The organism is Ruegeria sp. AM4, from assembly GCF_056540665.1.
This window is the reverse complement of record NZ_JBQFXD010000023.1, coordinates 1-25,705: the sequence shown is the minus strand read 5'-3', so window position 1 is coordinate 25,705 and position 25,705 is coordinate 1. Positions and strand designations below refer to the sequence as shown.

At 55.5% G+C, this 25,705-nt stretch carries 19 protein-coding genes; 7 read left to right on the top strand and 12 right to left on the bottom strand.

All coding sequences use genetic code 11. The features are described from left to right. Both ACR0JA_RS23170 and ACR0JA_RS23165 read right to left on the bottom strand, forming a co-directional pair. On the bottom strand, nucleotides 1-737 hold a 737-nt coding region (locus ACR0JA_RS23170; protein WP_480580180.1), incomplete at its 3' end, for a nucleotidyl transferase AbiEii/AbiGii toxin family protein. A gap of 88 nt (nucleotides 738-825) precedes the next feature. Continuing rightward, entirely contained in the window at nucleotides 826-1,647 is an 822-nt protein-coding gene (locus tag ACR0JA_RS23165; protein ID WP_480580177.1) for a type IV toxin-antitoxin system AbiEi family antitoxin domain-containing protein, read from the bottom strand. 668 nt (nucleotides 1,648-2,315) lie between these two features. Here ACR0JA_RS23165 and ACR0JA_RS23160 point away from each other — a divergent pair. From ACR0JA_RS23160 to ACR0JA_RS23135, 6 genes are all read left to right on the top strand, one after another. Then, a complete protein-coding gene (locus ACR0JA_RS23160) occupies nucleotides 2,316-3,365 on the top strand; it encodes a substrate-binding domain-containing protein (RefSeq protein WP_480580175.1) in 1,050 nt (349 codons plus the stop codon). A 168-nt stretch (nucleotides 3,366-3,533) separates the two neighbouring features. Beyond that, complete coding sequence (locus ACR0JA_RS23155) at nucleotides 3,534-5,066, top strand: sugar ABC transporter ATP-binding protein (protein WP_170403614.1); 1,533 nt, start codon at nucleotides 3,534-3,536, stop codon at nucleotides 5,064-5,066. Between the two features lie 12 nt (nucleotides 5,067-5,078). Then, nucleotides 5,079-6,239: a sugar ABC transporter permease gene (locus ACR0JA_RS23150; protein ID WP_480580171.1), complete on the top strand. Its 1,161-nt coding sequence runs from the start codon at nucleotides 5,079-5,081 to the stop codon at nucleotides 6,237-6,239. Between the two features lie 83 nt (nucleotides 6,240-6,322). Next, nucleotides 6,323-7,390 carry a substrate-binding domain-containing protein gene (locus ACR0JA_RS23145; RefSeq protein ID WP_480580168.1) on the top strand — a complete coding sequence of 356 codons (1,068 nt, stop codon included), beginning with the start codon at nucleotides 6,323-6,325 and terminating at the stop codon, nucleotides 7,388-7,390. A gap of 60 nt (nucleotides 7,391-7,450) precedes the next feature. Continuing rightward, on the top strand, nucleotides 7,451-8,434 hold the full coding sequence (locus tag ACR0JA_RS23140; protein WP_480580165.1) for a carbohydrate kinase family protein: 984 nt from the start codon (nucleotides 7,451-7,453) through the stop codon (nucleotides 8,432-8,434). Between the two features lie 34 nt (nucleotides 8,435-8,468). Then, the gene (locus ACR0JA_RS23135; RefSeq protein WP_480580162.1) at nucleotides 8,469-10,817 is read left to right on the top strand and encodes a glycoside hydrolase family 65 protein; all 2,349 of its coding nucleotides are present in this window, start codon (nucleotides 8,469-8,471) and stop codon (nucleotides 10,815-10,817) included. 51 nt (nucleotides 10,818-10,868) lie between these two features. Here ACR0JA_RS23135 and ACR0JA_RS23130 read toward each other — a convergent pair whose 3' ends face one another. After that, the gene (locus ACR0JA_RS23130) at nucleotides 10,869-11,360 is read right to left on the bottom strand and encodes a hypothetical protein (protein ID WP_480580158.1); all 492 of its coding nucleotides are present in this window, start codon (nucleotides 11,358-11,360) and stop codon (nucleotides 10,869-10,871) included. An 804-nt stretch (nucleotides 11,361-12,164) separates the two neighbouring features. Here ACR0JA_RS23130 and ACR0JA_RS23125 point away from each other — a divergent pair. Further along, nucleotides 12,165-12,827 (top strand): HAD family hydrolase, encoded by a 663-nt coding sequence (locus ACR0JA_RS23125; RefSeq protein ID WP_480580155.1) that lies wholly within the window; start codon nucleotides 12,165-12,167, stop codon nucleotides 12,825-12,827. Nucleotides 12,828-13,398: 571 nt separating this feature from the next. Here the strand turns inward: ACR0JA_RS23125 and ACR0JA_RS23120 are convergent. The 9 genes from ACR0JA_RS23120 to ACR0JA_RS23080 form a co-directional block, all read right to left on the bottom strand. Continuing rightward, nucleotides 13,399-16,059: a molybdopterin-dependent oxidoreductase gene (locus ACR0JA_RS23120; protein WP_480580152.1), complete on the bottom strand. Its 2,661-nt coding sequence runs from the start codon at nucleotides 16,057-16,059 to the stop codon at nucleotides 13,399-13,401. Continuing rightward, complete coding sequence (nirD, locus tag ACR0JA_RS23115) at nucleotides 16,059-16,391, bottom strand: nitrite reductase small subunit NirD (protein WP_480580150.1); 333 nt, start codon at nucleotides 16,389-16,391, stop codon at nucleotides 16,059-16,061. Before nirD ends, ACR0JA_RS23120 begins: the two co-directional genes overlap by 1 nt. Next, on the bottom strand, nucleotides 16,388-18,823 hold the full coding sequence (gene nirB, locus ACR0JA_RS23110) for a nitrite reductase large subunit NirB (RefSeq protein ID WP_480580147.1): 2,436 nt from the start codon (nucleotides 18,821-18,823) through the stop codon (nucleotides 16,388-16,390). Before nirB ends, nirD begins: the two co-directional genes overlap by 4 nt. Nucleotides 18,824-18,827: 4 nt before the next feature. Then, nucleotides 18,828-20,507: an ABC transporter ATP-binding protein gene (locus ACR0JA_RS23105; RefSeq protein ID WP_480580144.1), complete on the bottom strand. Its 1,680-nt coding sequence runs from the start codon at nucleotides 20,505-20,507 to the stop codon at nucleotides 18,828-18,830. A 5-nt stretch (nucleotides 20,508-20,512) separates the two neighbouring features. Then, a complete protein-coding gene (locus tag ACR0JA_RS23100; protein WP_480580141.1) occupies nucleotides 20,513-21,595 on the bottom strand; it encodes an ABC transporter permease in 1,083 nt (360 codons plus the stop codon). Between the two features lie 72 nt (nucleotides 21,596-21,667). Continuing rightward, complete coding sequence (locus ACR0JA_RS23095; RefSeq protein WP_480580138.1) at nucleotides 21,668-23,032, bottom strand: CmpA/NrtA family ABC transporter substrate-binding protein; 1,365 nt, start codon at nucleotides 23,030-23,032, stop codon at nucleotides 21,668-21,670. A 270-nt stretch (nucleotides 23,033-23,302) separates the two neighbouring features. Next, nucleotides 23,303-24,472: an ABC transporter substrate-binding protein gene (locus tag ACR0JA_RS23090; RefSeq protein ID WP_480580135.1), complete on the bottom strand. Its 1,170-nt coding sequence runs from the start codon at nucleotides 24,470-24,472 to the stop codon at nucleotides 23,303-23,305. Continuing rightward, nucleotides 24,469-25,053 carry an ANTAR domain-containing response regulator gene (locus ACR0JA_RS23085; RefSeq protein ID WP_480580132.1) on the bottom strand — a complete coding sequence of 195 codons (585 nt, stop codon included), beginning with the start codon at nucleotides 25,051-25,053 and terminating at the stop codon, nucleotides 24,469-24,471. Before ACR0JA_RS23085 ends, ACR0JA_RS23090 begins: the two co-directional genes overlap by 4 nt. Before the next feature lie 296 nt (nucleotides 25,054-25,349). Further along, nucleotides 25,350-25,705, bottom strand: a 356-nt coding sequence (locus ACR0JA_RS23080; protein WP_480580129.1) for a hypothetical protein, incomplete at its 5' end; no start/stop codon positions are given.

Below are 25,705 nucleotides of genomic sequence, written 5' to 3'. Positions count from 1 at the left end.
CCGCTCTTAGCGAGTGGCGTCAACTTTGTTCCGGATAGGTTCGCGGATTCCGCAGCAAACTGAGACTGGTTCGAATTCGTCTGACAGCACCGTCTGGTGGGTTTATCGAAGCGAGATTGGATGTCCGCAATCAGTTGCTTGCGCGTCGCCAGCAGGTCATCGAGGCCGACGGGTGACTTGGTCATGCCCTCGAATTCACGCACATAAGGCTGATCAAGATCAATCAGGTTGGGATTCAGCAATTCGTGTGCCGGACGTGCCGAACATGCAATGTAGATCAGGAAAGTCCGGAACAGATCATCCGTCAGTCCTTCGTGTTCGTAGAGAAGTTTTACATCATAAAGATCGCGTGGATGCTGGCGATCCACGGCTGCGTGGAGCTTACCACCGAACAAATCTTCGAATGAGACGATCTGCATTTCTGCATAGCCGAACGCGTCTGCTACAGCTTCTGAGACCGCCCGGGTTTCGGTGTCGTGAACAACGCCGCGCGTGACTGGCGAGGTCTCGATTTTGACTTCTGCACCTTCCAGACGCGCAAGCACGCGGGTGGCGCCGCCCCCACCCCCTTTTATTCTTTGAGCCTTCGCTCCGCGGATACCATTTTCGATCGACTTAGCGATACGATCCATGGCTTCGTTGATCTCGGCGAGGCTCTGTTCACGCTCTTTGATCGGCAGATATGTCAGGTCGATATCGACCGAGAGTCGCGGTAGATTGCGATAGAAGAGGTTGATTGCTGTCCCGCCCTTGAGCGCGAATTTCTCTTCCTTCGCGACCTAAGGCAATACACGCACGAGAAGGGCGACCTGGGATTCATAATTCTTACGCGCCATTTTCTGTCCCGGTCGTGATGAACTCTTCGGGTACCATGATGCGATATCGCGGATGTATTCGGCCACCTTTGATCAATGCTCGATCCCCCGTCCCGAGGTTGAAGGCGTCAGCATCAAGTCGTTTGCGCCAGGGGTGATTGTGGCGATGCGCAAAGACGAAGAAGAGGCGCTTGACCTTTATTTTTTTGCAGCTCAGCAAAAGTGCCGAGAGCAACTTAGGTCGTAGCGTCGTCAAGCCCTCGAACACCATGTCGAGGTTGTGAAAACTCTCATGGTCCGGCAATTCGTCCATAGCTTCCATGATCGCCCGCTCGGGGGCCGACATGCGCAATTGCCAGTCCCACGGGAGGGAGTTTTCAGATTTTAGGTCGTCATTTGTAACGCCAAGTGCCTGGTCAGCGAACAGCGACGTATTGCGCGTTTCAATAGGTGTGTTGAGTGGCAGCTTCGTGAGCCAGTTGGGTATTTTGTAGCCATAGATCCAGACGGGGGCGTTGTTGCCCAAACGAAGGTAGTGGTCGTATCCCTGCTGAGAGAGAGCAGTTTTGCTGCCGACATGAATATCATAGTCCATGATATGTTGCACCGAGAGCAGGCAGGCCTTCCAGTCAACGGTGTTTGATGTGGGCGGATTGGGAACAGGTCGGCGGAAAACGCCGCGGTGAACGCGTTCGAGCCAGCCCCGTTTTACATAGTCGCGAAAGGTTTCGTAGGCTATGCCATGGGCAGTGAGCCAGTTGGCATCGACGAGATATCCCGCGGGCACCGAGTCGAGAACTTTCTTCAGATTTTGCGACCTTCCAGCGTTCATGACACCTTAAATCTTTTATTTTTAAAGAGAAGGCAAGAGCGTCTCTTTGGAAAGTACATATTTAAAGCGTCTATAGCACTGAAAATGACACATTTCTAAACTTCACAGCGCCACGCGGAAAACCATCGGTATACCCGGGATAAATGGAAGATTCCGGCGCCCAGGGCGGAAACCGGCCATTCGCGGCGAGCACGAAAAAGCCGTTCGCAGTCTTGCTTAGCGGTCTTTCGACGACGTCTGCAAAATTGACCAATTGGTCCGCTTGAGCACGCCAACAGAGAAAACACCAGACGGTGTCGGCCTGGCGATCTCATCAGGATGTTTGATTGCCGATTTCGCGGCTTTACAACCCGCTTCGCGATTACGGTACAACTCTGTCGCGGCCTGTCCAAGAGACTTCAATGATTTCGATTAGTACGTGGCAATCTATTATGGTGTTGTTAAATATGCAAAATCCCTTTGGGCGCAGGGATCTCAACGGTGTTTTGAATATGTATGCTTTCTAAATATACAAATTCTCCCCCCGTTCTTCACTGCTATGTTAGCGTTATCGCTTTGAGATTGACGCTTGTTCTTTCCGGTTAGCCGGCACCCAGCACAATTTGCGAAGCATTTCGTGTTGCCGACCCAATTGGCCAGGCAGCCAAGGAACATACACTGGAGGAAATATGTCCCTGTTGCAGACCATTACCCGTAGAGCCGCCTTGCTTTCTGTCGCCGCTGTCGCACTAACTGCCGGGACAGCGTATGCAGGCGATGTCAAAATTGGCTTTCTGCTGAAAACCATGCAGGAAGAGCGCTACAAACGTGACCGTGCCGCGTTTACTGCGAAAGCCGAGGAACTGGGCGCCGATGTCATATTTGATTCCGCGAACAATGACGAGCTGACCCAGCTGGCGAAATTTGAGAACATGCTCGCCAAGGGTGCGAACGTCATCGTCTTGCAGCCTGTCAACACCGGTACCGCCGGTAGCATGGTCAGCATGGCAAACAGCGAAGGCGTGCGTGTCGTCGGGTATGACTCGATGCTCGTGGACGGGCCACTGGACGCGATGGTGATGCAGGACAGCTGGGCTGTAGGCCGACTGCAGGGTGAAGCAATGGTCGAGTGGCTGAAAGAAAAGAACGGAGAGGTTTCCGGAAAAATCGCCCTGATTCAAGGTCAGCCCGGCGACTCCAATGCGATCGCCATGAGCAGCGGTGTTTTGGAAATTGTCGAAGCGAACCCGGGGTTGGAACTGGTAACAAATCAGGCGCATGAAGGTTGGTCATCTGAGAAAGCCATGGCGACCGCGGAAAACACGCTGACCTCTAACAGCAACAGCATCGACGCGTTTATCGCCAACAACAGCGGCATGGCCCGTGGTGTTATCGCGGCATTGGAAGCACAGGGGCTGGCGTCATCAGACAAAGTGTTTGTAGCCGGATCTGATGCCGACCTGGCCAATATCCAATATGTTGCGCAAGGCAAGCAAGCCGTTGAAATCTGGAAGCAGATTGATCCGTTGGCAGAAACTGCGGCGGAAGTGGCGGTCGCTTTGGCTGCCGATCCCAACACCGCGCCCGCAGATCTGGTCAAAGTGGACAAGGTTATCAACAACGGCTTCGCCGATGTGCCGACAATCGTGACCCCGATCACGCTTGTGACACAGGACAACATCGATGACACGATCATTGCTGGCGGCTTCTACTCCAAGGAAGAAGTCTACGGGAACTGATCCTCGGGACCTTTTCCTGAAGGAGGGCGTTTCGCCATTTGGCTCCCTATGCGTGTACTCCCCGCGCGCGGCTTCATGGTGCCCTCCTTCCTTAAACTCCTTGCGGCAGAATTGTCGGTCAGGGTGGGGAATGTCCGAAATACCTTTCTGAATGTGATGGGAAAAAGCATGTCTGAAGTCGTCCTGAAAATGCAGGGTATCATCAAGGATTTTCCCGGTGTTCGCGCCCTGAACAATGTCAATTTCGAAGCCCGCTCGGGCGAACTCTTGGCGTTGATGGGAGAAAACGGAGCGGGCAAATCCACGCTCATGAAAGTGCTTAGCGGGGTTTGGCCCTATCCAACTTACGAGGGCGATATTTTTTTGCGCGGTGAAAGAGTCCGGTTTGCGAATACGAAAGAGGCCGAGGCAGCAGGCATTGGCATCATCTATCAGGAACTCAACCTGATCCCCGGTTTGTCGGTTGCCGAAAACATCTTTCTGGATCGACAGTTCACCGATGCCAAGGGCAGGATCAACTGGAACCAGACATTTGCCGAAACTCAGAAACTGCTGACCGAACTGGGTATCAACGACATTCGCCCGACAGATCTGGTGCAGAACATCACTGTGGGTAAACAGCAGATGGTTGAGATTGCCAAAGCACTGTCGCTCAAGGCCGAGATACTGGTGCTGGACGAACCGACGTCGGCGCTGACGGACAAAGAGGTCAAGGATCTCTTCCGCATCATTCGCAAGCTGAAAGCCGATGGCGTCTGCATGTGCTACATCTCGCACAAGATGGAAGAGATCGAGCAGATCGCCGACCGGATCGCGGTTCTGCGCGATGGCCAGACGATCGGTGAAGTCACTCCGATCGCGGATATCACACTGGATCAGATCATCGCCCGAATGGTCGGGCGCGACATCAAGGATATGTTTCCCAAGGTCGATTTCACACCGGGTGAGGTGACTCTAGAGGTCAACGATCTGTCCGTCACAAACCCCGATCTGCCTGGCAGCTATCTGGTCAAGAACGCCAGCTTCGTTGCCCGCAAAGGCGAGATATTGGGCATCTCCGGGCTAATGGGCGCGGGCCGGACCGAACTGGTTGGCGGTGTATTCGGTGCCTATCCGGATCAGACCACCGGTGAGGTAAAGCTGAACGGGCAAAAGCTGGACATCAAGTCGCCGAAAGACGCCATTGATGCCGGCATCGCGTTGCTGACCGAAGATCGTAAGGCTTTGGGGCTGTTTCTGGACAAATCCATTTCCTTCAACACGACGATTTCCTCGCTCGAGACGATCAGTTCAAAGGTTCTGGGCATTATCAACACTCAGCAGGAGCGCAAAGTCGTTAAGGAATATGTCGACCAGCTTGGTGTCAAAACACCTTCGATTGACACAGTAATCGGTACGCTTAGCGGCGGTAACCAGCAGAAGGTCATTCTGGGTAAGTGGCTGAACTCGCGCCCAGATGTGTTCATTCTGGATGAACCTACGCGCGGGATCGATATCGGCGCCAAGGTCGAGATTTACAAGCTGCTGAATGAACTGGTCCAGCAAGGTGTCACCGTAATCATGATTTCTTCGGAACTGCCCGAGGTTTTGGGCATGTGCGATCGGATTCTGGTGATGTGCGAAGGCGAGATCGTGTCAAACTTTGAACGGGACGACGCGAAGAAAGAAGCAATCATGGCGTATGCCACCGGCAGCGCATAAGGGAGGAAGCAAATGAGTGCTGACAGCAACGTTGCAGGTGTTGGCGTCAATGGCGCCAAGGAAAACCATCTGATAAACTTCATAAAGGACAACGCGACGCTAATTGCGTTGATCGTGCTTGTCGTTGGGCTCAGCTTTGCCGACGACGCGTTCTTCACCGCGCGGAACCTCAGCAACCTGTCCCGTCAGGTGACCATCATCGGGATCATTGCCGTAGGCATGACTATGGTCATCCTGATTGCGGGTATTGACCTATCCGTTGGCTCTGTCGTCGGGTTATCAGCGGTCGTCTGTACGCTCATGATGCAATGGGGCGTGCCGACAATATTGGCGGCGCCTGCAACCCTTTTAATCGTGGGTGTTGGAATAGGTCTGTGGAACGGGTTCTGGATAGCCAAGTTCAACATACCACCATTCATCATAACCCTTGGAATGCTGACCATCGCACGCGGTTTGGCACTGACCCTAACCAACGGCAGTTCTGTCCCGGTAACGAGTAATGTGTTCCCATTGATTGGTGGGGCTTATATCCCGCCGATGATGTCCAGTATCGTGCTGATCGTGTGTGCTGCGCTTGCTGTCTATTCGATCTTCCGGGACGTTCAGCAAAGCAAGGCGCATGGCGTCGAAGTGAATATGCAGGAACTGCTGGTCAACGGGGCCGTAATGATCGGCGGGTTTGCTTTGGCCTTCCACGTGTTCACCAGCTACAAAGGGATCCCCGTTCCTGTTGCGATCTTTGCAGTCATTGCGTTTGCCGGGATCTATACGCTGAACAGCACCCGCTTTGGTCGCCGCCTCTATGCGCTTGGCGGAAACGAGGATGCGGCTCGCCTGTCCGGCATCAACGTCGTCCGCACCAAGATGATTGTCTATACGGTCATTTCGGTCCTGTCGGCCCTGGCTGGTATCATCCTGGCCTCGCGTCTGAACGGTGCCTCGCCCAACCTTGGAACGATGTTCGAACTTGATGCGATTGCGGCCGTTGTTATCGGCGGTACCAGCTTGGCCGGTGGCTCTGGCAAGGTGAGCGGAACCATCATCGGTGCTCTGCTGATCGGCGTGCTGAACAACGGTATGAGCCTGCTTGGGGTCGTCACCTTCTATCAGCTGATCATCAAGGGCCTGATCATCATCCTCGCCGTCTGGTTCGATGTGATGCAGAAGAAGTAAAGCTGCAGGTCTGCCCCCGGTCATACGCACCGGGGGCAACGCCAAAATCCCCTAAATCTTGAATGACAGTTAGGAGGTAAGCGATGGTCCAGTCCATTTTAGCAACCTTACGCACAAATGGCCTCAAAGCTTTGGGTTTGGCCGGCCTTCTATCCGCATCGCTGCCAATGATCGCGGCAGCGCAGGATAACGCTAAAATCGGGTTCCTGCTCAAGACCATGCAGGAAGCCAGATATCAGACTGACAAATCCCTGTTCATTGCACGTGCGGAATCCCAAGGTGCAAATGTGATCTTTGACAGCAGCGGCAATGATCCATTGCGTCAGTTGCAGCAGGTTGAGGAAATGCTGGAATCGGGGGTGGACGTTCTGGTCTTGCAACCCGTCAACACCGCAACCGCTGGTGCCCTTGTTGATTTGGCCCACGATCAAGGTGTCAAAGTGGTCGGGTACGACTCGATGCTGCAGGACGGGCCGCTTGACGTCATGGTCATGCAGGACAGTTGGGCTGTCGGGCAACTTCAGGCCGAAGCGATGGTGGACTGGCTGAATGATACCCGCGGTGAGGTCAAAGGCCGGGTCGCCCTGATCCGCGGTCAGCCTGGTGATGCCAATGCCGAAGCGCTCAGCAGCGGTGTGCTGAAAGTGATTGCCGATCATCCTGGGCTCGAGCTTGTTGCGGATCGCAGCCATGTAGACTGGTCTCCCGATATGGCCAGAGACACTGCCGAGAACCTACTGGTCGAATATGACAACGACATCGACGCGTTCATCGCCAACAACAGCGGGCTTGCCTTTGGGGTTCTGGCAGCATTGTCTGATGAGGATCTGGCATCGGCGGATCAGGTCTTTGTTGCCGGGTCAGATGCAGATCTGAAGAATGTCCAAATGGTCGCCAATGACATACAGGCGCTGGAAATCTGGAAGCAAATCAAGCCTCTGGCCTATGAGGCGGCGGATATTGCCGTGAAAATAGCGCAGTCTCCGGATGCCGAAATCAGCGATTTGATCGGTGAGCATACGCTGATCGAAAATGGTTTTGCGGAAATCCCAACGGTTATCACCCCTGTTTTCGCAGTGTCAAAAGATACGATCGACAGCACGGTGATCGATGGCGGGTTCTATACCAGCGAACAGATCTATCAGAACTGAAGCTGCTATAATCACGCATACGCACGTCGGCAGAACAGCGAATACAAACAAGGGACCGAAATGTCTGACAAGATCAATGTCGCAGTCCTTGGCCCGATCCCAAGGGACAATATCACCAGCTATCAGGGTGAGAAATTTAATAAATTTGGCTGCGCGGTCTATACAGCGGTCTGTATGTCCTCGCTGGCCGGTCCAGGTTCGCGGATCAACGTCGTCAGCCATGTGCGCAGGTCGGACGTCGACAATGTTCGCAACTTGCTGTCTGAGTTTCCGTATCTGGATGTCAGCCATGTTACAGGCGACGCCGATCAGGGCGCAGTGATCGATCTAGTCTACGTAGACCAAAACCATCGCAACGAAAAACAAACGGGTTTCATGAACCCGATCCTGCCCGACGACATCGAAAACTTGATGGACTGCGAAGCCTTCGTTTTCGTTCCGATCACGGATTTCGAGGTTCCGCTGGAAACGATCCGGTATATCAAGGCCAACAGCGATGGTCTGGTTGTGTTTGATGCGCATGGTCCCACCAGCGGGTGTTCAGCACATGGTGAACGGTATCATAAATTCTGGATTGATAGAGATCGCTGGCTTCCGCATATCGACCTCCTGAAGATGAATTTGGAAGAGGCTCAATGCAGTTGGTTCAAGGGAGAATACGGGTCTGACGAGTTGCAGGACATAAGCGAACTCACGATGGACCAGTTGCCCAAGTTCGCCCAACACTGCCTGGATCTGGGCGTCAAGGCGCTCTACGTCACGCTGGATCAACACGGCTGCGCCGTCTACCACAAGGATGCAACCGGCCGGATGCGTGAACATCTGGTCAAGCGGGTGCTTGTTGAGGATGTGGTTGACACCACCGGCTGCGGCGACAGCTTTGCTGGTGGCTTGGCCTTTGGCTACCTCAAGACCCGCGATTTCGTCAAAGCCTGCCAGTTCGGAAACTGTGCAGGGGCGCAGCGCTGCTCGAGCAGCGAGTTGGACGTCTACGGATCATTGGAAGAAACCGAGCGACAGATTGCCGAAACCTACGGCGACTGAATTATCCGAAATATCACCCGAATGGAGCCCTGACATGCAGACAATGCTGAGCAGTAGCGACTGGCTGATCGAAGAAACCCAATTCAATCTGGATGAAGCGAACTTCAAGGAAACCATTTTCACGGTCGGCAACGGCTATCAGGGCACACGTGGGTCGCTGGAAGAGGGCCACAAGGGTGAACTGTCTGGCACCTATCTGGCCGGTGTTTACGATCACCATGACTCGACGGTGATCGATCAGGTCAATGTACCGACCTGGTTGCCGCTTCGGGTCCGTGCCGAAGGTGAAATTCTGGATGTCCAAACGTGCAGAGTTGTCGAACACAGGCGTGTTTTGGATCTGCAGACCGGATTTCTGCATCGCGATACTGTGTTTGAAGACAGCACGGGCCGTCGCACCCGCATCAACAGCATCCGGTTTGCCAGTTTTGCCGATCAGCATACCTGCGGAATCCGTTTGACGGTGACGCCGGAAAACCACTCGTCAAGGATAACTGTTGAAAGTGCACTGGATGCCCAACGGTACAATCTGGACCGCCTGCCAGCTTATCAGGGACATCCGGAATTCCACCCCGAGGTCAAATGGGAAAAGTGGGCCAAAAGCCGACATCTGAAGGTGACTCAGTCACATGCAAGCAGCGATGCGTCCTATATCGAAACTCTGACACTGGACACTGGCATTTCGATTGGCATGGCGTCTGCCTTGGATTGTCCTTCCTTCAGCGAGTTCAAAGGCGCAAACCGTGATTACGAGCAGGTTTCGCAAACCGTTTCTGTCGAGGCGCTCAACGGGCAAAGTCTGACCTTCGAAAAGCTGGTTTCGATTTATACGTCGCGAGATCTGAACGGCGCGGAATTGGCGGCCAAATGTGAAGCGTCTCTGGAGACGGCGCAAGCCAAAGGGTTCTCAACTTGTCTAAGCGAAAGTGCCGCAGCCTGGCGCGAAAAATGGGACGCCTGTGATTGTGTGGTGACGGGTGATCCAGAAGCAACACGGGCAATGCGATTCAATATCTATCACCTGCTGATCGCCGCCAACGAAAACGACCCGCGCGCGAATATCGGCGCCAAATCAATGTCGGGTGAAGGCTACAAAGGTCACGTTTTTTGGGATACCGAGATCTTCCTGCTGCCCTTCTACATTTTCACGCAGCCGGAGACGGCCAAGGCCCTTCTGAAATACCGTTACAACACCTTGAACGGCGCACTTGAGAACGCCCGAATGAATGGGCTTAAGGGCGCGCAGTACGCATGGGAATCTGCTGATACCGGTGTGGAGACAACGCCAAAATGGACAGCGGACGGTGCGAACCGGATCTGGACCGGAGAAGAAGAGATTCACGTCACCGCATGCGTGGCATATGGCATCCTCAGTTATGTTGCGGCGACCGGAGACAGAGATTTCCTTCGCGATTTCGGTGCCGAGGTTTTGTATCAAACCAGTCGGTTCTGGATCAGTCGGCTGGAATGGAACAAAGACAAGGACCGGTACGAGCTGACAAATATTATCGGACCGGACGAGTTCCACGAACATGTCGACAACAACACGTTCACCAACCGAATGGCCAAATGGCATCTGGAGCAATCGGTGCGTGTTTTCAAAGAGTTCAGCATGGCTTCGTCAGCGGTTCATGACGAATTGCGGATTCGGTTAGACTTAACAGAAAAGGAAGTGGATAATTGGTTGGAAACGGCCGAAAAAATCTATGTGCCCTTTGACCCGTCCCGCAATCTGATTGAGCAATTTGAAGGATATTTCCAGCTCAAGGACATTCCCATCACCGAATGGGACAATAACCGCATGCCGGTTTACCCCGAAGGGCATGACCACTTTTCACTGAATGGCTCGATGCTACTCAAGCAACCTGACGTGATCATGTTGAATTATCTCTTGCCCGACGAGTTTTCAGACGAAATCAAAAAGGCGAACTACGGGTTTTATGAGAAACGCACGATGCACAAATCATCGCTCAGCCCGGCCATTCATTCGATCATGGGTATCGAAGTCGGCGACATTTCCTCGGCGCATCACTATTTCGAACGGTCTGCCTTTGTTGATCTGGTCAACAATCAGGGCAACACGCAAGACGGGATGCATATCGCCTCGGCAGGCGGAACCTGGCAATCGCTTGTGTGTGGATTTGGCGGGTTTCGGGTCAAGCATGGTAAGATGACATTCAAACCTTGGCTGCCAGAGGCATGGTCCAGCATCCGGTTTAATCTGAAGTGGCAAGGGAATGATATCGAAGTTGCGATTTCTCATGACGAGTGTCGGTTTAAGCTGATTGCTCCGTCCGGCACGAAAGAAGATATCGAGGTGATGGGCCGTCCTGTTACTTTGATTGCCGGAGAGGAAGCGGTCTTCGCGCCGCTGCCTGCGTGACAACGAAGATTATTCTCGCAGGAATGGTCAAGGTGTGCCGAGGTGCTATCGTCAGTCTGCAAGAGCCTCGGCAACGCGCCTGTGCAGCTGTTCCGCCGCCGCGTGATCGATGAGCAATTCGTTAACAAGCCCCCGGGTGATCAGTTCGAATACCGTATCACCTCGTTCCTTCTGAATCGCGACGACCACAACACCACTTTGGTCAGGATCGTCAAATGCCCGATCCGCGATGGCTTTGACATGCTCTGTTTTGATCCCGGTCCACAGCCCGTTCAGTTCGTCAATCAGGTCCATCTTGGCCTGAGAAATTTCGGTTCTCGGGATCAAAATACCGCCAAGGTCCCCGACGACCAATTGCCGGAGATCGTCAGCCCTTAACCCGCCTGCCTGAACCAGCTCTTCAAAACTGCCCAGAACCGGAGTGCTTGAAGACCCGACGCTGGAAATCAACATATCCATTTTGCCAATCAACGCGTCTGGACCTGAAAACACGCGGTGAAATCCCGGAGTGTCAGAGATGTACTGCCAGATGGAACGGCGCATGGTCTCATCGTAGTGACGGGGTATGTATGCCGGGAAACCAGTGAGCTGAGGGCTATCCTCCGGCTGATCGTTAAATAGCTCATCAAAAGTTCCGGCAAGCCGGCTGGCAGAGTATCCATGCTGAGCCAGCGACATCAATTCTGCGCAAACCGCTGCAAACTCTGTCTTTTGCGACTTATCTATGGGCTGCCTTGAGGCTGCAATCCCTTCTGCCAGGGACTTGATTGTTCGACCCCACGCAACGCCAATGACGTTCGATTTCTCAATCAGTTCTATCAATCGTCCGGATGCGGTTCGTCCAAACCTGGTACGGCGCTGTGAAAGCGCAGCTTCGGTGTTCCCTGGGCCGCTTTCAAACACCCCAAGCCGGGGCGGTCTGAGGTTGTTCCCGTTGCAATATCGTTTCAGATCAGAATTAAGCCCAGAAGGTGCCAGCAATTCGTCCATCTGGGCAATCCACTCGTCTGAGAATTGTTCTTTGACGAAGCGTTGTTCGATGACCAAGTAGTTTTGGCGTTCAGCATGTTTCAGTAACCGCGATACATGCGGTTGAGACAGGCCACCAAGAATTGCCCCTATCTCTACCTGTGACATGTTGTGAGTTGCGCGCATATAGGCAGCGCACTGGGCACGTTCTTCAAATGGAAGTTTTTTAACGTCAATCATTTGTTTCAACATTGTCCGGTAACGGAAGCTTGGCAGCGTGAATAACTATGCCATATAAACATTCACATGCCAGTCGATTGAAGAAAATTTCTTACATGCTACGTGTTTCTTGCACAGGCTCGAACCAGGAGATTCAGCATGCCGATCAAAGGACTGATCTTTGACCTCGATGGTGTTTTGGTCGACACCGTACCGGCGCATTTTGCTGCTTGGAAACGCATGTTCGAAGAATACGGGTATGAGTTTGGAAGGGCGGAATACCGGCGGCTTGTCGATGGGCGCCCTCGTTATGACGGGGCGCGAGCGGTCATGACCCGGCATTCGGAGAATGAAGTCAGAACCGCCGCAGACAAAAAAAATGACTATTATGTTGAAATGATCGAGCGAGGCGAATTTCGTGTCTTCGATGCTGCAGTGCACCTCGTAAGAGAATGCCAGTCGGAGGGTTACGGGCTGGCGGCCGCTTCCAGCAGCGCCAATGTCCGAGCCGTTCTTGAAAAAGCTGGTTTGTTGGATGCCTTTCCGGTCGTTATCGGAGGCGACGATGTCGAAAAAGGGAAACCCAACCCCGATATATTCCTCACCGCCGCCAGCGGGATGGGGCTGAAAGTGGATGAATGTGTCGTGATCGAGGATTCCTCTTCCGGTGTCGAAGCGGCAAAGAATGGTGGTTTCTATTGCGTAGGTCTTCTTCATGAAGATCACGAGAGTGAACTAACGGCGGCGGATTGCGTCATTTCTTCGCTGGCCGAGATCGATATTGAACTGATCAATGAATCCAGATCTGAGCTACCAGATTGAGTATTGTTTAGTGATATAGAATTGGATTTCTTTGGGACGGATAACAAACTTGCCCTGAAATCCAGTGCTGTGCGCTCAACTTCTTGAAATTCCGGTATGCGCGAGTGACCGAGTTGATCCATTGGCCGCTTCGGTAAAGCCGCGATGCGGCGCTTGGCCCTACAGGGAAGGTCCGGATCGGGCTGGGATAGATCGTGGAATATGAGGCACGGGTCTTTGCTGCAACAGCTCCGAGGTTTGCTGTGTGCTCATAGTTCCAGATGCTGCATCTTGCACGAGTGACTTCGAAGCACCGATTGCCGCCGTTGGCCTGCGAAAGGGCGGCCCTTAGCCGTCATTCGGTTTCGGTCGATCTAACTGTTGTGCCACACATAACATGAAACATTCGCGGAAACGCGAAACTTGGACACTTGTTTAGATCTCTAACGCAGGTCGAAGCCATCGTGTGACCGGATTGTTCCAACCGGTTAGTAAGTTCCAACTACATATGTTGTATTAAGTGTATGGAACCCGAACTTGCTATCAGAGCCAACCAACGCAGACCGCAGTCCTGTTCAATGCGATCCTGAGACTAAGCTGATTGTTTTTGCGGGCAGTTCTTCGTTTTGTGGAGGATCAATTTCGATTGTTGTGTGACCAAATCAGCCAATTCTGGCCGGCAGGACCCGCAATTCGTTCCAGCCTGAATAGCATCTCCGACACTATCAACATCGGTCAATCGCCCGTCGTGTATAGCGCGGATGATGGTGTTTAGACCGACCTCGAAACACGAACAGACGATTGGTCCGCAGTCGTCGGAATCAGCAGATGAGCGACCAGAGAGAATCTGTTGGGGCGCAACCTCAGGCAAAGTTGCCAAATAGTCTCGCATCAGTGTTGTCGGTTGGCGAGAAACGAAGAGCGCTGCCAAAATTTGCCGCCCGTCTGAGAGCGCAATTCGGTACGAGCCGCGTTTGGAATCTTGTACTGAAGTCACCGTTGCATCCGGCAACCCAAACCAATCGCGCGCAGTCTTTTCCCAGTCTTCTACGATCTGCTTCCCCGCTAACTCCATTCTGTAGCCGTTGCTCGTTTTTGCAGCTGCCCAATACTCCGCCCAAGGACACGCTGGTTCAACTGAAACGGCGAAACCGTACCATGCAGCATGCACACGTCGTACAGATACCGCTGTTGACTTGCTCTCCGGTTGTCCGGAAATCGGATCAGTAATGCTGGGAACTATGGCGTTTACACGGGCGGCCGGGGCCGTGTCTCCAGTCCAGTGAATGGGCGCGAACACATTGCCAGGCGCAATAGCTTCAGTTATGCGAAGCCGAAAAATGCCGCTTCCGACTGAACTGCTAACCTCGACCAAATCGGCGGGACCAAACCCCAGTTGATTGACGTCCTTCGGGTTCATTTCCAAATAGGGCTCGGCAAGGTGCGCCGATAAGCGAGGCGACAAACCGGATCGCGTCATGGTGTGCCATTGGTCTCGATTTCTCCCTGTGTTCAACAGGAAAGGGTAGCGCTTTGATGGCTCTGCCTTGGGTGTTCGATGGATGACGGGCACAAACCGCGCCTTGCGATCAGGATGAAAAAACTTCCCGTTACCGAAGAAACGACCGTCAGCCCTCCGCGATGCCGTGGGCCACCGTGTCGGGCACATAGCATCATAGTCTTCGTCGCTGATGTCCGAAAACCTAACAATCTCAAAGTCCTTACCAAATAAGACGGCAAGTGAGGACAAGTTCGCATATTCTCGAAAAATCTGCGCGGGCGCCTCGTAGCTGAAAGCCTCTTTCCACCCCATGCGGCGACCCACTTCGGCCAAAACATCCCAATCGGCCCGCGCTTGTCCCGGAGGTGACAGAACCGCGCGCTGCCTGCTGATGGTGCGATCAGAATTGGTCACAGTACCGTCTTTTTCACCCCACCCAGTCGCCGGCAGCAACACGTCCGCGTACCGCGCTGTATCTGTCTTGGCGGTCAGGTCGCTAACGACTGTAAACGGACAGTTTCTGATCGCCGTCTGCACCCGATCTGCCTCTGGCATGGTGGCTGCCGGATTGGTGTGGATGATCCAAAGTGCCTTGATCTGGCCGCCTTCGACCGCGCGAAACAGATCGACCGCCTTAAGTCCCTGCTTTTCCGGCAGGTTCGGCGCTTTCCAGAAGTCTCGGACGGCTGCTCTGTGGGCCGCGTTTTCGATATCCAAGTGACACGCGAGCATATTGGCCAATCCGCCGACCTCGCGACCGCCCATAGCGTTTGGCTGACCGGTGACCGAGAACGGGCCCATCCCTGCGCGGCCAATCCGACCCGTTGCCAGATGGCAATTCAGGATCGCGTTGACCTTGTCTGTTCCGCTGGAGGATTGGTTTACACCCTGGCTGAAGATCGTAACAACGCGTTCGGTTCCGATCCACAATTCGCAAAACGCCTCGAGTTCGTCAGGGCTGAGCCCGGTTTCATCCGGATCATCAAGCTGTGCGAGTTCGAGGGCCTCGGTGAACCCGTGACTTCGATCCAGAAAATCCGGAGCAACATGCCCCGTTTGATGAATTCTGCTGAGCAACCGGTTGAACAGCGCCACATCGCTGCCGGGTCGAAGCGCCAGATGGAGATCTGCTTGATCACAGCTTGCTGTTCGACGTGGATCGACAACCACAATCTTCGTACCGCGCGCCTGACGCGCGGCCATTATGCGCTGATAGAGAACGGGATGACACCAAGCGAGGTTTGAGCCAACCAAAACAACCAAATCAGCCTGATCCAGATCCTCATAGGTTCCGGGCACAGTATCCGTGCCGAAGGCGCGTTTGTGCCCGGCTACGGTTGACGCCATGCACAGTCGAGAATTGGTGTCGATATTGGCGGACCCGATGAACCCTTTCATCAGCTTGTTGGCGACGTAGTAATCCTCGGTCAGCAACTGCCCCGAGACGTAAAAGGCCACGCTGTCCGGTCCATGGTTCTTAATTGCCGCGGAAAAGCGATCTGCGACTAGTTGCAGGGCGCTATCCCAATTGGTGTCCCGGCCAAGGACGCGAGGTGTCAGCAACCGATGTTCCAGCCCCAGAGTTTCGCCCAAAGCCAGCCCTTTCGCGCACAAACGACCCTGGTTCGCAGGATGATCCGGATCGCCGCGAACGCTCAAACCGCCGACTCCATCGGGCCGCAAAAGCACACCGCAGCCAACCCCGCAATAGGCGCAGGTCGAGCGAACTTCGGGCAGACCGCTCCCGTCCATCAGGCCGCGCTCCGCCGGGTAACCGCGCTGTCGTCCAGCAGAATACGGCCATCCTCAAGGCGCACCGGATAGGTGGTGATGCGGCCATCATCAGCGCCCTGCGTCTCGCCCGTGTTCAGGTCAAAAACCCAGTTGTGCAGAGGGCAGGTTACCGATCGCCCGTGCACGATACCTTCGGACAACGGGCCACCTTTGTGCGGGCAGCTGTTGGTAGTGGCATAGACTTCTGCCTCGGCTGTGCGGAAGACGGCGATGCAGCCGATATGGGTTTTCACCAGCCGCGCCCCGCGCAAGGGAACTTCGTCGATATGTCCGATGTCGATCCAGCTCATTCCGCGGCCTCCAGTGTGAAATCTGCAATCGGCGCGTAGGACTGCGCTTTTTCTTTGACGTGTTCGGCCCAGGGGTCTTTGCGGTAGATGCTCTGCGACAGCTCAAACCGGGCGACCAAAGCGGCGCGGTTTTCAAGGTCCTCGACGACTTGCGCTTTGACCCAGTCCATGCCGACCTTGCCCAACCATTTATACATGCGATCCAGATACTTGCCGCCTTCGCGATAGGCTTGGGTGACGGCCATCACGACCTCAATAGCTTCGTCTTCGGTGGGAACCTGACAGAGCAATTCGGTCTCTTTGACGTCCATGCCTGCGGCGCCGCCAATGCTGATCTGGTAGCCGGAATCTACGCAGACCACGCCGATATCCTTGCAGGTCGCCTCGGCACAGTTGCGAGGGCAGCCCGACACGGCGAGCTTTAGCTTATGCGGCGTCCACGATCCCCACAGAATTTTTTCAAGCTTGATGCCGAGGCCGGTGCTGTCCTGCGTACCGAACCGGCAATGATCGGTGCCAACACAGGTTTTGACCGTCCGCAGGCCTTTGGAATAGGCGTGGCCCGAGACCAGACCCGCCCTGTTCAGATCCGACCAGATCGCAGGTAGGTCCTCGCCCTTCACGCCCAACAGGTCGATGCGCTGGCCGCCTGTGACTTTGACGGTTGGCACGTCGTACTTGTCGGCGGCGTCCGCGATGGCGCGCAGTTCTTCGGGCGTGGTGATCCCGCCCCACATGCGTGGCACAACACTGAACGTGCCATCCTTTTGGATGTTGGCGTGTTTGCGTTCGTTCACAAACCGGCTTTGCGGGTCGTCTTGGTACTCCAACGGCCAATCCGCTAGCAGGTAATAGTTGATCGCGGGGCGACAGACATGACAGCCATTGGGCGTTTTCCATCCCAGCTCTTGCCAGACGGCGGCCTGGCTTTTCAGTTCCTGCCCTTTGATCAGACGCCGTACATCCTCATGCGTGAGATCAGTGCACCCGCAGATCGGTTGCGCCGCTGGCACCTGGAAGTCATCGCCCAGAGCGACCTGCAACACCTGTTCGACCAGACTGGTACATGTCCCACAGGAGGCGCTGGCTTTAGTGCTGGCACGCACCGCACCCAGATTATTAGCCCCTGTGTTGATCGCCTCGACGATGTCGCCTTTGCGTACGCCGTTACAGCCGCAAATCTCCGCCTCAGGCGGCAATGCTGCAACGGCTGAGAGAGGGTCCGCAGTGTCGCCCCCCTGATAGGCAGGGCCGAAGATCAGCGTCTCGCGCATCTCGTCGATGCTGCTGCCGTCTTTGATCAAGTCAAAGAACCAGCTGCCATCAGCAGTGTCGCCATACATGACGGCCCCGATCAGACGGTCTTCTTCGATCACAAGGCGCTTGTAGACGCCGCGCGAGGGGTCGCGGAACACGATATCTTCACGACCTGGCCCGTCTGCAAAATCGCCCGCGCTGAACAGATCACAGCCGGTGACTTTCAACTTGGTCGACAGGGTTTTCTGCGCAAACGCAGCTTCTTCATCCAGCAGAGCCTGCGCGGCCACTTTCGCCTGATCGTAGAGCGGCGCAACGAGGCCGAAGACCTCTCCGTCATGTTCAACACATTCGCCGACGGCGTAGACATCCGGATCCGAGGTCAACATCTGGTCATCCACATGGATACCACGCCCAGTGGCCAGCCCGGCCTCTTGCGCCAGCGTCGTATTGGGGCGGATGCCCACCGCCATGACCAGCAGATCACAGGGCAGTTCCGTGCCATCATCCAGCAACAGCGCGCGAACCTTGCCATCTTGCCCGAGGATTTCCTTGGAGTTCGCTTGCAGGCAAATCCTGATGCCTTTGTCTTCCAGCGATTTCTTCAGCAGATAGCCTGCCGCTTCGTCCAATTGACGCTCCATCAGGTGGCCCATGATATGCACCACGGTAACTTCAACACCATGCGCCGCCATCCCTGCAGCGGCCTCAAGCCCCAGCAGGCCGCCGCCAATAACAACTACCTTGTTGTCCGGGCCCATACCCATCATCTGATGGGTGTCTTCGAGATCGCGATAGGCAATCACACCGTCCAGATCATGTCCGGGCAGAGGGATAATGAACGGGTTCGACCCCGTCGCGATGACCAGCTTGTCGTAGGGAACGTGGCCATTCACGCCCTCGACCACCTTCATCTCGCGGTCGATCTTTTCTACCTTCTCACCAAACCGGCAGGCGATACCGCGCTCGGCGTACCAGCTGTCGTCATGGGTAATGATCTCTTCATAGGTTTTCTCACCCGACAGAACTGGGCTGAGCATGATGCGGTTGTAGTTCCCGCGCGGCTCGGCGTTGAACAGGATGATGTCGAACGCATCCGGCGCGGCGTCGGTCAGGTGTTCCAGCACCCGACCCGAGGCCATCCCTGCGCCAATTACAACAAGTCTTTGCTTCATGATTTCACTCCGCTGCAATCGCCTTGGGGGCGGGTGTTTTGGGCTTGGCGCCGTGTTCGTATTCTTCGAGGAAATCGAGGACTTCCTGCCGGTAGGCGTAGTAGTCAGGGTGCTCCAACAGGGCCTTGCGGGTACGCGGGCGCGGCAGGTCGACTTTGGTGATCTTGCCGATCGTGGCCTGTGGCCCGTTGGTCATCATCACCACGCGGTCGGCCAGCAGGATCGCCTCATCCACATCGTGGGTGACGCAAATTGCGGTGACCTTGGTACGGGACCAGACCTCCATCAGCACTTCCTGTAATTCCCAGCGCGTGAGGCTGTCGAGCATCCCAAAGGGCTCATCCAGCAGCAGCAGCTTGGGGGACAGGGCAAAGGCCCTTGCGATGCCGACGCGTTGCTTCATCCCGTTCGACAGATCGATTGCGGATTTGTCCATTGCATCGGCCAGACCGACGCGTTCGAGGTAGTATTCAACCACGTCCTGACGCTCGGCAATGTTGGCCTTGGGATAGACCTTGTCGACGCCAATCGCGACGTTCTCTTTGGCGCTGAGCCAGGGGAACAAGTTGGGTGATTGGAACACCACCGCGCGTTCTGGGTCAGCCCCTTCGACATGGCGACCATCCAGCTTGATCGCGCCTTTCGAGATTTCGTTCAACCCGGCGGCCATGGTCAAAACCGTGGATTTGCCACAGCCGGAATGACCAATCAGCGAGATGAATTCGCCCTTGTCGATCTTCAGGTCAAAATCCTCGACCACAGTCAGAGGGCCTTTGGGCGTCGGGTAAACCTTGTGCAATTGCGAGAAGTCGAGGAAACGGTTCTCGATCATCCCCTTCTGCGCCTCGGCCACGGCGGCGGGCACGCCGTGGATGGGGGTCACATCGGGCAGGATGCGCGAACCCTCAACCTTGGCCTCGATCCCCACATCCATAAGGTATTTGGTGACGTCCGCGCGCTGGCGTTTGAACGTCTCATCGTTGTTCATGGAACTGCGTTCGCGCGGGCGCGGGATCGACACGCGGAACTCTTGCCCCAAGGTGCCATCGGGATTCAGGGCAATGATCCGATCGGCCAGAATGATCGCCTCGTCCACGTCATTGGTGATTAGGACGCAGGTTTTCTTGTCGGCTTGCCAAATATGTTCGATCTCATCCGCCAGATTGGCCCGCGTCAGCGCGTCCAGCGCCGACAAGGGCTCATCCAGCAGCAAAACTTCGGGATTCATCGACAAGGCGCGTGCCACGTTGACCCGCTGGCGCATCCCGCCCGACAGCTCCGCCGGGCGGCGCGTTGCGGCATGGCTGAGGCCTACCATCTGCACATAGTGCGCGACCTTCTCGGCCTTCTCGGCTTTGTTGAGGCCCGGGAAGACCGTATCGACCGCCAGGCCTACGTTGCCGCTGACCGTCAACCACGGCATCAGCGAGTAGTTCTGGAAGATCACGCCTCGTTCCGGGCCAGGGCCCTTGATCGGAGCGCCTTTGAACGTGACCTCTCCGCCAGTCGGACTATCCAGCCCGGCCATCAGGTTGATCAGGGTCGTCTTACCGGTGCCCGAGAAACCGAGGATCACCAGAAACTCGCCCTCTTGCACGTCCAGATCGATATCTTTCAGCACATCCGTGCGTCCGGTGCCTTCGCCAAAGGATTTCGAGGCGTTCTTGAAGCTTAGTATGCTCATCGCACTCACCGGTTGTTCGTGAAGGTAAAGAGGGATTGCAGCGCATACATCACCCGGTCCAGCAGGAAGCCGATGATGCCGATGGTGAAGACCGCAACCATGATCTTGGCGAGCGAACTGGAGGAGCCATTCTGGAACTCATCCCAGACGAACTTACCCAGACCGGGGTTCTGCGCCAGCATTTCTGCCGCGATCAAGACCATCCAGCCGACGCCTAGCGACAGGCGCAATCCTGTGAAAATCAGCGGCAGGGCCGAGGGCAGAACCAGCTTGGTGATCTTGGTGTAGGTATTCATTTTCAGAACCTTCGAGACATTCACCAGGTCCTTGTCGATGGACGCCACACCCAGTGCAGTGTTGATCAGCGTGGGCCACAGCGAGCACAGCGTCACAGTGATGGCCGAGATCAGGAAGGATTTGGCAAACCATCCGTCATTGGTGACGTAAACCGCCGAGACGATCATGGTGACGATCGGCAGCCAGGCCAGCGGTGAGACCGGCTTGAAGATCTGGATCAGTGGGTTCAGCGCGGCGTTCGCTGTTGGAGACAGACCAGCGGCTATTCCAAGCGGCACTGCAATAACAGTCGCGATCAGAAAACCGAAGAACACGGTTTTGATCGAGGTCCAGATCTGTTGGTAGTAAGTCGGCGCGCCGGTGAAGGCGACCTCTTTCACTTTCTCCGGCTGGCCGGTGTCAATGAATTTCTGATTGCGCTTCTCGACCATCGCCTCGAACTTGGCGCGTTTGGCAGCTTTGGCCTGCGCATCCTCGTTCAGGCTTACCATTTCCGCCCAGACCTGAGCCGGCCCCGGCACCGCGCCCAACGAGGTCTGCACCTTGGGTGCCAAAGTCCCCCACAGCAGCAGGAAGGCGCAAATCGACAACAGGGGCACGATCAGCAACCGCCAGATCTCGGTCATCTGGGCGCGGGGGTTGTCGCCGGCGGCGGCTTTCAGGACCGGGGTGGCCCAGCTGAGACCCAGAACCTGGAACCATTTGTCCGCGGCGTTGATACGGGTGAACAGGCGGGTGCGACGCGCTTCTCGGGCGGCGTCTGCATTGAATTCGGGATCGACCGTTGTCATCTGATGCGTCCTTGCAATGGCGGGGCACGTTGAGGCCCGCGCCCGACCGATGCCGGGCGCGGCGTTTCAGGGTTAGCCTTGCACGTCCGAGCCGACGATCTTCTGTTCGCCCTTCAGACCGATGGACAGGCTTTCGAGATAGGCGTTGGGGGTGCGGCCGTCATAGGCGATGCCGTCGATGATATCCTCGGCCGGGGTCGGCGCCTTGTAACCATCGCTCTCCCAGGGGAAGTCGGCCTCATTCGCTAGGCCTTCGTCGACCAGCAGTCGCGCGGCCTCCAGATAAATTTCGGGCTTGTAGACCGATTTGGCGACCTCATCATACCAGTTGTCGGGCTTGGCTTCGGCAATCTGACCCCAGCGGCGCATCTGGGTCAGATACCAGATCGCGTCCGAGTAAAACGGATAGGTTGCGTTGTAGCGGAAGAACACGTTGAAATCTGGAACCTCGCGCTTGTCACCTTTCTCATACTCAAAGGTGCCGGTCATCGAATTGGCGATTACTTCATAATCCGCGCCCACATATTCAGCTCGGCTCAGAATCTCGACGGCTTCTGGGCGATTGGCATTTTCGTTCTCGTCCAGCCACATCGCCGCGCGGATCAGGGCCTTGGTCACGGCCAGAGTGGTGTTGGGGTACTGTTCTGCGAACTCGGCATTGAGACCAAAGACCTTTTCGGGGTTGTTCTTCCATAGCTCGTAGTCGGTAATAACCGGAACGCCGATACCCTTGAACACAGCCTGCTGATTCCACGGCTCGCCCACACAATAGCCATAGATCGTGCCGGCCTCCAATGTGGCAGGCATCTGCGGTGGAGGGGTCACCGACAGGAACACATCCGCACCAATCTGACCGGTCACGTTTTCAGGGCTGTAGTAGCCCGGGTGCAGACCACCGGCGGCCAGCCAATAGCGCAGTTCGTAGTTATGGGTCGAAACCGGGAAGACCATGCCCATGTTAAAGGGCTTGCCTTCTGATTTGTACTTCTCGACGATCGGGGCCAGAGCCTCGGCGCTGATCGGATGCTGGGGACGGCCGTCGTCCATCACCGGGATGTTCGGCTTCATCTCTTCCCAAATCTCATTGGACACGGTGATGCCGTTGCCGTTCAGGTCCATCGAAAATGGCGTGATGATATGGGCTTCGGTCCCATACCCGATGGTTGCGGCCAATGGTTGTCCGGCCAGCATATGTGCGCCGTCAAGCTGTCCGTCAATCACGCCATCCAACAGCACCTTCCAGTTTGCTTGTGCTTCCAGCGTCACGAACAGGCCTTCGTCCAGAAAGTACCCATTCTCATAGGCGACAGCCAGCGGCGCCATGTCGGTCAGTTTGATAAAGCCAAAGGTCAGCTCGTCTTTTTCCAGTTCCAATTCGGCCAGTGCCGGAGACACAAGCGCCGTCGTCGCGGCGAGGCCTAAAAGAAGCTTTTTCATCTCGATCCCTTTCGGTTCAGCCCAACCCCATGGGCAAACAAAAAAGCCGCCGACACAGTCCGCCGGGAGGAGGTGGCGGATGGTCGAGCGGCTTTGCTCTTCTAAGGTGCCCTGGATTGTGGGCGAATTCCGTCGGTGGGCGTCGTTGCCTTCCGATGTCCCGATTAAGTCAGACGCGCAGTGCGACGTCATCATTTTTTGACATCTTCACTTCGAGAATTCTGCAGCGCAGCAAAAAGAGATGCTGCGCTGCAAAAAAATTGTGCAATCTTACCCTGCGGGCTCGAAAATGCGCCGGTCGAAGAAGACGTTCCGAGACAGAATCAGGCTGCCATTGACCGAGGCAACTGCCGTCGACTCAGACAAAGCTCCTTCAAGTTTCTCGGATGCGCCGGGTGTTTCCACACCAAGACCTTGCAACTCGCGACGATAGAGATCACTTCGAAAGACTTTGGCTGCTTGTCGTTCCGCTGTCCCGACGTCCAGCCCGTTTCTTAGCGCCAATTGATGCGCGACCCATTTTGCCTGACTACGCCACGGGAAGGTGGCAGCACCGTAAAAAAACTCGACAAACCCTTCCACACTGCGTTGCTCGCCGCGTGCAGATATGGCGAACTCACCCATTAACGCTCGGTCAATCAGCTCGGGTGAGACATTGAAGTAGGTTTTGCGTGACAGCATCTCGGACGCGGTTGTTCGGCTGTCCGTGTTTGACAGCCAGCGTCCCGCACGCCATACGGTCCGCATGAGACTTCCCAGCAAATGCGGTTCCGTCTCGGCCCAGTCGTTTCTGACTGCCAACACCTTTTCAGGTGCACAAGTCCAGATCGCCTTACCGGGCAACAGCAGTGCGCCAACACTGTCGTCCACTGCGAAGGAGCCCCAAGGCTCGCCCACGCAAAAGGCATCGATCTCGCCTCCCGCAAGCGCCTGCGCCATGAGTGGCGGCGGGACGGTACGGATTTCGACCTGTTTTGAGGCCAATTTGGTTCCCGCAATCCAATATCGCAGCAGCTCGACATGCATTGAAAACGGGAAAGGCACGCCAAACACCAAGACTTCATCGGCAGCTTTTGCCAGTGCAGCCCCAGCCGCAGCGGCATCGGTGAAATCAAAACCATAGCCCTGGTCGATCAGTCGCTCGGCCAATTGCGTTCCAACACCTATAACATTGCCGTTCAAAGACAGTACAGATACCGCAGATAGCGGTGTCGCGATTCCACCAAGACCCAAAGCCATCGCAACGGGGACAGGCGATAATAGATGCGCCGCGTCCACATGCCCAAAGGCCAGCATATCGCGCAGAGAGGACCACGATGGCGCCGGACGCAGGTCCAGCGAGATGCCTTCAGCATGGTCGAACCCCATCTCGCGCGCGACGATCAACGGGGCCGCGTCGACAAGCGGCATATACGCGACGGGCAGTGTTACGGTTCTCATGACAACAACCCCGAAGCAGTGACCAAGGCTTCGGCCACCTCGGCGACGCGGCGGTTTTGGTTCATCGCGGCTTTTCGCAGTAGCGCATAGGCTTCCTCTTCCGAGATACTCTTGGCTTTCATCAGCAAGCCCTTTGCTCGGTCAATCACTTTGCGCTCTTCCAACGCGCGGCGGGTTTCCGATAGCTCGGTCCGCATCTGGCGCAGTACCTGAAACCGGGCGATTGCGGTATCGATCACAGGTTTGATCCGTTCGGCGTGCAAACCATCGACCACATAGGCTGATACCCCGGCCTCAACGGCGGCTTTCGCTAATCCGCCCGCCGCGCCAGAGACGAACATGGCCACTGGTCGATCCATAGGACCAGAGGCAATTGTCAGCTCCTCCAGCATATCCCGCGATGGATTGTCTATGTCGATTAGAACGATGTCTGGGCTATGCATTGCAATCTTACGTGCCAGCCCGGAGACATTGCCGATTACAGAAACGTCTACGTCTCCAGACTCCTTTAAAGCATCCACAATTGCAAACGCACGTTCTTGGTTGTGTTCAACGACAACGACAGTGAGGTATTGTTTCATAGGCTTCCAAGTGAGCCCAAGCTTCATCGATCGCAATTCAAAGGCCACTAAGAATTTCACCAGGCCACCAGCTTGCCTATTTTGTCATCTAATTTTTATGTGCCGCGGAATGTCTGCACAGTTTTTCAACAGGCCATCAGGGGAATCGGCATTGAACGCTGGCATGGCGCCTTGGATCGATTCTTCGGCTTTCGACAGGGCCACTTTCTGGATCGTTGAGATCGAAAGGCGCTTCCACAGATGATGCGAAATCGAAGGTCCGCTTTGACAGCCAGAACCAAGTCTCTCCACTTTCGCTACGAAAGCCAGCTTTCCGCCAAACCTGCAGGGGTCGCCGTCGCGATCCGCCAGCAGCCGTCGTTCGAGCAACCGCAGCGAATTCGGACTTTGTCCGCGATCTGTGAGTTCGAATCAGACCTGATTTTGCGGCTGCAGCGAATGGCGGCAAATCGGGCTGCGATCGCAGCAAAGTAGTACTGTGCCAGATGTCGGCTCTGGGCCGTCCTCACTTCGTCGAGCTCACCTGGGCCGTCAGATACCGCGTAGCATCCGAGGTCTGCTCTGAGCCGATTCCGTTGAAAAACAATGTTTTGCTGACGCAGAAAGTGGTCATCCGAACAGAGTGCGAGCGCCTTTTTATCAGACTTTTCGC

Bases quoted from the DNA above. Each gene is read 5' to 3' on its own strand.
- ACR0JA_RS23165 (WP_480580177.1), bottom strand. From the start codon at position 1,647: ATGAACGCTGGAAGGTCGCAAAATCTGAAGAAAGTTCTCGACTCGGTG.
- ACR0JA_RS23160 (WP_480580175.1), top strand. From the start codon at position 2,316: ATGTCCCTGTTGCAGACCATTACCCGTAGAGCCGCCTTGCTTTCTGTC.
- ACR0JA_RS23155 (WP_170403614.1), top strand. From the start codon at position 3,534: ATGTCTGAAGTCGTCCTGAAAATGCAGGGTATCATCAAGGATTTTCCC.
- ACR0JA_RS23150 (WP_480580171.1), top strand. From the start codon at position 5,079: ATGAGTGCTGACAGCAACGTTGCAGGTGTTGGCGTCAATGGCGCCAAG.
- ACR0JA_RS23145 (WP_480580168.1), top strand. From the start codon at position 6,323: ATGGTCCAGTCCATTTTAGCAACCTTACGCACAAATGGCCTCAAAGCT.
- ACR0JA_RS23140 (WP_480580165.1), top strand. From the start codon at position 7,451: ATGTCTGACAAGATCAATGTCGCAGTCCTTGGCCCGATCCCAAGGGAC.
- ACR0JA_RS23135 (WP_480580162.1), top strand. From the start codon at position 8,469: ATGCAGACAATGCTGAGCAGTAGCGACTGGCTGATCGAAGAAACCCAA.
- ACR0JA_RS23130 (WP_480580158.1), bottom strand. From the start codon at position 11,360: ATGCGCCGTTCCATCTGGCAGTACATCTCTGACACTCCGGGATTTCAC.
- ACR0JA_RS23125 (WP_480580155.1), top strand. From the start codon at position 12,165: ATGCCGATCAAAGGACTGATCTTTGACCTCGATGGTGTTTTGGTCGAC.
- ACR0JA_RS23120 (WP_480580152.1), bottom strand. From the start codon at position 16,059: ATGGACGGGAGCGGTCTGCCCGAAGTTCGCTCGACCTGCGCCTATTGC.
- nirD (WP_480580150.1), bottom strand. From the start codon at position 16,391: ATGAGCTGGATCGACATCGGACATATCGACGAAGTTCCCTTGCGCGGG.
- nirB (WP_480580147.1), bottom strand. From the start codon at position 18,823: ATGAAGCAAAGACTTGTTGTAATTGGCGCAGGGATGGCCTCGGGTCGG.
- ACR0JA_RS23105 (WP_480580144.1), bottom strand. From the start codon at position 20,507: ATGAGCATACTAAGCTTCAAGAACGCCTCGAAATCCTTTGGCGAAGGC.
- ACR0JA_RS23100 (WP_480580141.1), bottom strand. From the start codon at position 21,595: ATGACAACGGTCGATCCCGAATTCAATGCAGACGCCGCCCGAGAAGCG.
- ACR0JA_RS23095 (WP_480580138.1), bottom strand. From the start codon at position 23,032: ATGAAAAAGCTTCTTTTAGGCCTCGCCGCGACGACGGCGCTTGTGTCT.
- ACR0JA_RS23090 (WP_480580135.1), bottom strand. From the start codon at position 24,472: ATGAGAACCGTAACACTGCCCGTCGCGTATATGCCGCTTGTCGACGCG.
- ACR0JA_RS23085 (WP_480580132.1), bottom strand. From the start codon at position 25,053: ATGAAACAATACCTCACTGTCGTTGTCGTTGAACACAACCAAGAACGT.